Below are 6,000 nucleotides of genomic sequence, written 5' to 3'. Positions count from 1 at the left end.
AGCTTGCACCCAATGAGTTTTATAAATTTGTCATCACTGGAGAATATCCACTGGATGTTCCCAAAATACCTGCGCATCCGGTCATAGCCAAAAAACCGGAAGAACTTGGATGCCAATTATATCAGAAAAATACGGATAGTTAAAAAATTTCATAGAATACCATGACATTTAAAGAGGTGTACCTGTATGCAGGATACTTTGGAAGTAAAGGTGCGAAAAAAGTGCCCCACTTTTTAAAATGTCCTTGACAAAGGGTACAGTTCAAAAAGCCATACGTCCCCCAGAAAGCAGGGCATTATAAACGATAAGAGGACAGCCATTTTATAAAAGCTTATCCTCTTAAATAACTTTTAATATGGTAGTCTTGTCATATTTTTGCGCCAATTTTTACTTGCTGCTAAAAGGATTATGCCCGCAAACGCGTATGGTTGCTGGCCATTCTAGCTTTTTTGCTTTTCGCCAACAGCTCCGGCGTTGAGTGGACGCCCTTGCGGGCAGAGTGGAAATTCCGTTTTCTCTAAAAGTCCAGCGCAATTTTACTACCCTTTTAGCCAGGATCTTTGCTGATACTACACAATCCAAATCAGTATTTTGAATTGAAAACAAAATATTTTTGATGTATAATGTTATTTATCATGCGACTAATGAACTGTTTCGTAAAATACACAAGGTGTTTTAATGGATTGGAGGACTCCCTTTGAACCACAAATTACTGAGAGTGACCTGTCTGCTGTCATCCACGATTATGCTTCTCTCCGCCTGCTCCAGTCAGACACAGGAGAATGAAGCGCCTTATCAGGAAGCACAGCGATATGAGTGGGGCGAAATCACAGGCCGGACAATTACCGTATGGGGAGACCGGGATGATCTGTCCCGTCCTTATATGGTAAACGCGTTTAAAGATTATCAGGAGAAAACCGGTAATCTTATAGAGGTGGTTCCCCTTACAAAGAGTGAACTGAACAAAGAGGTTCCGCTGGCGTTTTCAGCAGAAGGGGCGGAACGTCCCGACATGTTGCTCGCTTACGGCGGGACCAACGTGGAGAACCTGAATCCCGACGAAAACTTTTACGATTTTACAGACGCACCCTGGATCGATGACCTTTCGGACACCGCGCTTACGCAAGCCGTTTTTAATGGAAAAGTCATAGGTCTGCCGCATGGCGAAGCGTCGGTTTCCGGTATGCTGTATAACAAAGAGGTTTTTAAAAAATATAATTTGGAAATCCCCAAAACGCAGGATGAATTTTTGGATGTATGCGAAACGCTGCTCAAAAATGGCGTGACGCCGGTTTATTTGCCCTACGCAGAAATCACCATGCTTCTGTATCAGTTTCCTATGGACAGCTTTTTACAGGATCAGTCCGTTTTGGACGGCCTGAATAACGGAACGCTATCCTATGCAGATGTTCCGGAAATGAGAAAAATTGTGCAGTGGTATAAAACCATGTCTGACCAGGGCTATTTTGGCAAGGATTATCTGGGCAACGACTGGAACGGCATGGACCAGGCGCTGCAAAACGGAAGCTATGCGATGATGCTGTGCTGGGACACTTGGCTTTATACCAGCTATACGGGAGACCCTTCCAAAATCGGCATCATGCCCGCTTTTATGGGTGTTCCCGAGGATGGCTGTTTTGAAAGCGCGAACATCATCCTGTGCCTTGCCAGCAAAGAAAGCTCCCAGCTGGATGTTACACTGGATCTGATTAATTTTATGGCGGATCCCTGCAACTATAACAGGCACTACGAGGGCATTTACACAGCGCCCGTGTTTAACGACCAAAGCGGCAGCATTACAACGCCCCAATATATGGAGGCGGAACGGCTGATTAACAAGCTTTTTTATCCGTCCACCGCTTGGTCGCGCGTGCGTGGGTTTTCTCAGATTGACGCCTCCTACATTCAGCAGTATATGCAAAACGAGATCTCTTTAGAGGATTGTTTAACGGCAATGAATGATGCCAGACTAAAACGTATTCATTTTGGAACATAAAAAATCATGATTTAATAGCAATAAGGGGGTATTTCTTTGTCTGGCAAGAAGAATACAAGTGATAAACGCAATCGTGTGATGATCGCATCGGCTATTTTGGTGGCTTTCCTCATTGTTTTTATTTTGGTCATCTCATCCTATATTATCCGCTTTGACAGGGAATTGGAGGCCGAAAACCGGACACGTCTGGACGAGGTATCGTCCTATACAATTTCTCATATGACCAGTGCTGTTGCCGAAACCCAGGATGCGCTCCAGGCTGTCGCCTCCGCCGTTAGTTCCATCGAGTCGAATACCACCAAAATGGAATATCTCAACCAAATTGCCACACAGTACAATTTTGCTTATATCGGCTGCGCTGGTACGGATGGAATGCTCTACTCAACCATGCCGTCTGAATCGGTGGACATCAGCGGGGAGGAATATTTCAAATCAGCCCTCCGCGGGGAAAGCAGCATTTCAAACCTGACCAGAAAAATTTTTCGGGACAGGGCCGCCAGCGGTATTTTGCTGTCAGTACCCATGGGAAAGGATTCCCCCAAGGGCGCGCTGGTCGCCATGATGGAGATATCGCACTTGAGCGCCGCCCTGAGCCTTGAAAGCTTTGGAGGAGAGGGGTATTCCTATGTCATTGATAAAAATGGAACGATTATCATGCGCACCCAAAGCCTCGATTTTAACAATTTGTTTAAAGCGTGGAGAACCGCAAAGTTTACCAACGGAACCAGCTATGAGAATTTTCTCGATGATCTAAGCAACAAGCGCAAAGGGGTTTTATACTACAGCTATTTGGGCGTAAAGAAAGTAGCCTATTATGCCAATATCCCGTTTAACGACTGGTATCTTATAAACATCGTATCGGAAGAAGTCGTCTCCGGTAAAGCGGACAGAATGACAAAAGAGATGGTCTTTATCGGCGTGGCTATTCTGCTGGGTTTCTTTGGGCTCTTGCTCTTAGCACTGCGGTCCTATGGCGTCTCTCAGGATAGTCAGCAGGCCAACAGCGCCAAGTCGGCGTTTCTGGCCAATATGAGCCATGAAATTCGAACCCCCATGAACGCGATTGTCGGCATTAGTGAAATATTGCTGCGGGATGGCTTGACTGCAGGCCAGCGCAGCAAGGTGCTGACCATTCTTAATTCCGGAAAAGGCCTTTTGACCATTATCAACGATATTTTGGACTTGTCCAAAATAGAGGCGGGGAAATTCACCATTGTCGAAGAACCCTATGAGCTGGAATCCATGCTGTACGATTTAACCATGATCGCGGCGGTCCGTATTGGCGAAAAGCCCATTGAATTTATGGTGGAAATTGATCCGCTGCTCCCGCGCAGCTTTGTGGGGGATATGGGCAGAGTCAAGCAGATTCTAATAAACATCATCGGAAACGCCATCAAGTTTACAATCAATGGCAGCATCCGGCTGATTATAAATGGGAAACAGGACAGTGGGCAATGGCTTCTGGAGATGGAGGTTCGGGATACCGGAATCGGTATTCGTACCGAGGATCTGGATAAGCTGTTTGCAAGCTTTACGCAGGTGGACACCCAGCGCAACCGCAACATTGAGGGCACCGGGCTGGGGCTGTCCATATCGCAGGGGCTGTGCAGGATGATGGGCGGTGCGATTACCGTGACCAGCGAATACGGCAGGGGATCCTCCTTTGTAGTGACGCTCCGCCAAGGAATCGACGGCGTGGAACCTGGGATCATTGTGCCTGACCCAGCCCGATACAGGCTGCTGGTGTGTGAGCCCTCGGATATTCTGCGGGACTATGAAAGTGCCTGTATTGACAAGCTGGGCCTGCGGTACGATATTTGCCAATCGGAGGACGAGTTGATCCGGAAGGCCGCACAGGGCGCATATACGCACATATTGGCGTCCAGCCAAACACTGAGGCTGCTGCCGGCTGGTGAGGAGGCGTTGTCGCAGCGGATCGCGATATACCGGCTCAATGAACATGCGTTTATCGATACGGCATCAAGTAATATCTTTATTCCGATGTTCCAGTTACATCTGCCCTACCTATTGCGAGGCTCTTCAGAATGTATTGGCAGTCCTAAAAATATAGGTGTGGTGGTCGGAGAATTACACCAGATGCCCTATGTCTCCATTCTAATCGTGGACGACAACATCGTCAATATTCAGGTGGCAAAGGGCCTCATGGAGCCTTATCACATGCAAATTGACTACGCTGTTTCCGGAGAGGAATCCATCCAGCGCGTGGAGGCGGGCGGCTATGACCTTGTGCTGATGGACCACATGATGCCCGGCATGAGCGGCATTGAAGCTCTGCATCAGATTCGCGCCCTTTCCAAGGAAGGATGCGGGACGCTTCCCATAATCGCGCTGACCGCCAACGCGACCAGCGACGCGCGCAGCATGTTCCTGCAAGAGGGATTTGACGATTTCCTCTCCAAGCCCATTGAAATGCAGAAACTTAACGAGGTTTTGCGAAAATATCTGAAAGACCTGAATGAGTCGCGTGCGGCGGCGCACTCGGAGGGTCCCCCTGTGCAGCACGCGGATGCGCTTTTGTCAATCTGGACTGATATTGGGTTTGAGAATATGACCTACGGCGAGGTAGATTTTGGAAAAGGGCTGGCGATGGTGGGTTCCCTCACCGCCTATACCGGCATTCTGTCAACCTACCTGCGTTCCACCAAGGAAAAGCTCCCCGCCCTGATAGAGTGGTTGGAAACGGACAAAAACCGCTTTGTCATTGAAATTCACGGGCTAAAGGGAGCCAACGCCGCCATCGGTGCAGTGCAACTGTCGGGATTAGCGGCAGAAATGGAATTGCTGGGTAAAACGGATCGGTTTGACGGCATTGGGAAGCTACTGGCTGTTTTTACTAAGAGGAACGAAACGGCTTTCCACGAGATCGAAGAATTTCTTACGCAGTCCACCGCAACTGTCCCCCAAATCAGATTTGGGCAGGAAGGAGACGGCAGAAAGCATATCGTAGTGGTGGACGACAATCCAGTCAATTTGGATTTGGCGGAAAGCGTTTTGCAGGTGGATTACCGCCTGACCAAGCTGGAATCCGGCGAGGCGCTGCTGGATTTTCTGAAGCAGAAGAAACCGGATATGATCCTGTTGGATATTCAGATGCCGGGGCTCAGCGGCTACGAAACGCTGGAACAGATCCGTCAGCGCAAGGAATGGAAAGACATCCCCGTTATCTTTTTGACTGGGCAAAACGATGTCCAGAGTGAGCGCATGGGCTTCCGCCTGGGTGCAAAGGACTTCATCCGGAAACCCTTTGACCATGTGGTCATGAGCGCCCGCATCAAATCTCAGATGGAACTGTATCAGTATCAGATGGAGCTGCGGGAAATCATTTGTGAAAAAACCACGGAGGTTGAGGAACTACAGCATGTTATTACCATAACCTGGGCGGAAATCATTGAATCCAGAGATGGTACCACAGGTAACCATGTTCGTCATACTACAAATTATTATGAGGCATTACTGAGGGTGGTATATGAGACTCCCGCTTATCAGGAGGGCTTAAGCAAAGAAAGCATACCAGATTTGCTTCGCGCCTCCGCCCTACATGATATTGGCAAAATAGGCATCAGCGATACGGTACTCAAAAAACCCGCCGCGCTCAGCAAGGAAGAATTTGATTACATGAAGACTCATTCGCAGATCGGCGCGGATATGATTCAAAAGATTATCGACAGAAGCCGTGCGGACCGCTTTTTACTTTACGCGCGGGACATGGCGCTGTATCATCATGAGCGGTGGAACGGCACCGGCTACCCCTGCGGGCTGAAAGGAGACGAGATTCCGCTTTACGTTCAGATCCTGACGATCGCGGACATCTTCGATGCGCTGACAGCTGTGCGCCCCTATAAACGAGCATTTACCTTTGGGGAGGCACTTGAGATTATGAACAAGGACCGCGACATCATTTATTCGCCTGAGCTACTCGATGTGTTTCTTGCACACCAGGAGACTTTCCAGAAGATGTTGGACAACAAGGAACTTTGATGATC

The 6,000-nt window shown here is 48.5% G+C and carries 2 protein-coding genes; both read left to right on the top strand.

The genetic code is table 11. From position 1 onward, the window contains the following. Nucleotides 1–697 precede the first annotated feature (697 nt). Complete coding sequence (locus tag QR40_RS06620) at nucleotides 698–1,996, top strand: ABC transporter substrate-binding protein (RefSeq protein ID WP_044293967.1); 1,299 nt, start codon at nucleotides 698–700, stop codon at nucleotides 1,994–1,996. A 36-nt stretch (nucleotides 1,997–2,032) separates the two neighbouring features. Further along, nucleotides 2,033–5,995, top strand: a complete 3,963-nt coding sequence (locus tag QR40_RS29575) for a response regulator (RefSeq protein WP_052430726.1) — start codon at nucleotides 2,033–2,035, stop codon at nucleotides 5,993–5,995. Nucleotides 5,996–6,000 lie beyond the last annotated feature (5 nt).

It is taken from the genome of Robinsoniella peoriensis, from assembly GCF_000797495.1.
Classification (GTDB): Bacteria; Bacillota; Clostridia; order Lachnospirales; family Lachnospiraceae; genus Robinsoniella; species Robinsoniella peoriensis.
The sequence above is the reverse complement of the archived record's forward strand: the minus strand, read 5'-3'. Positions and strand labels throughout refer to the sequence as shown.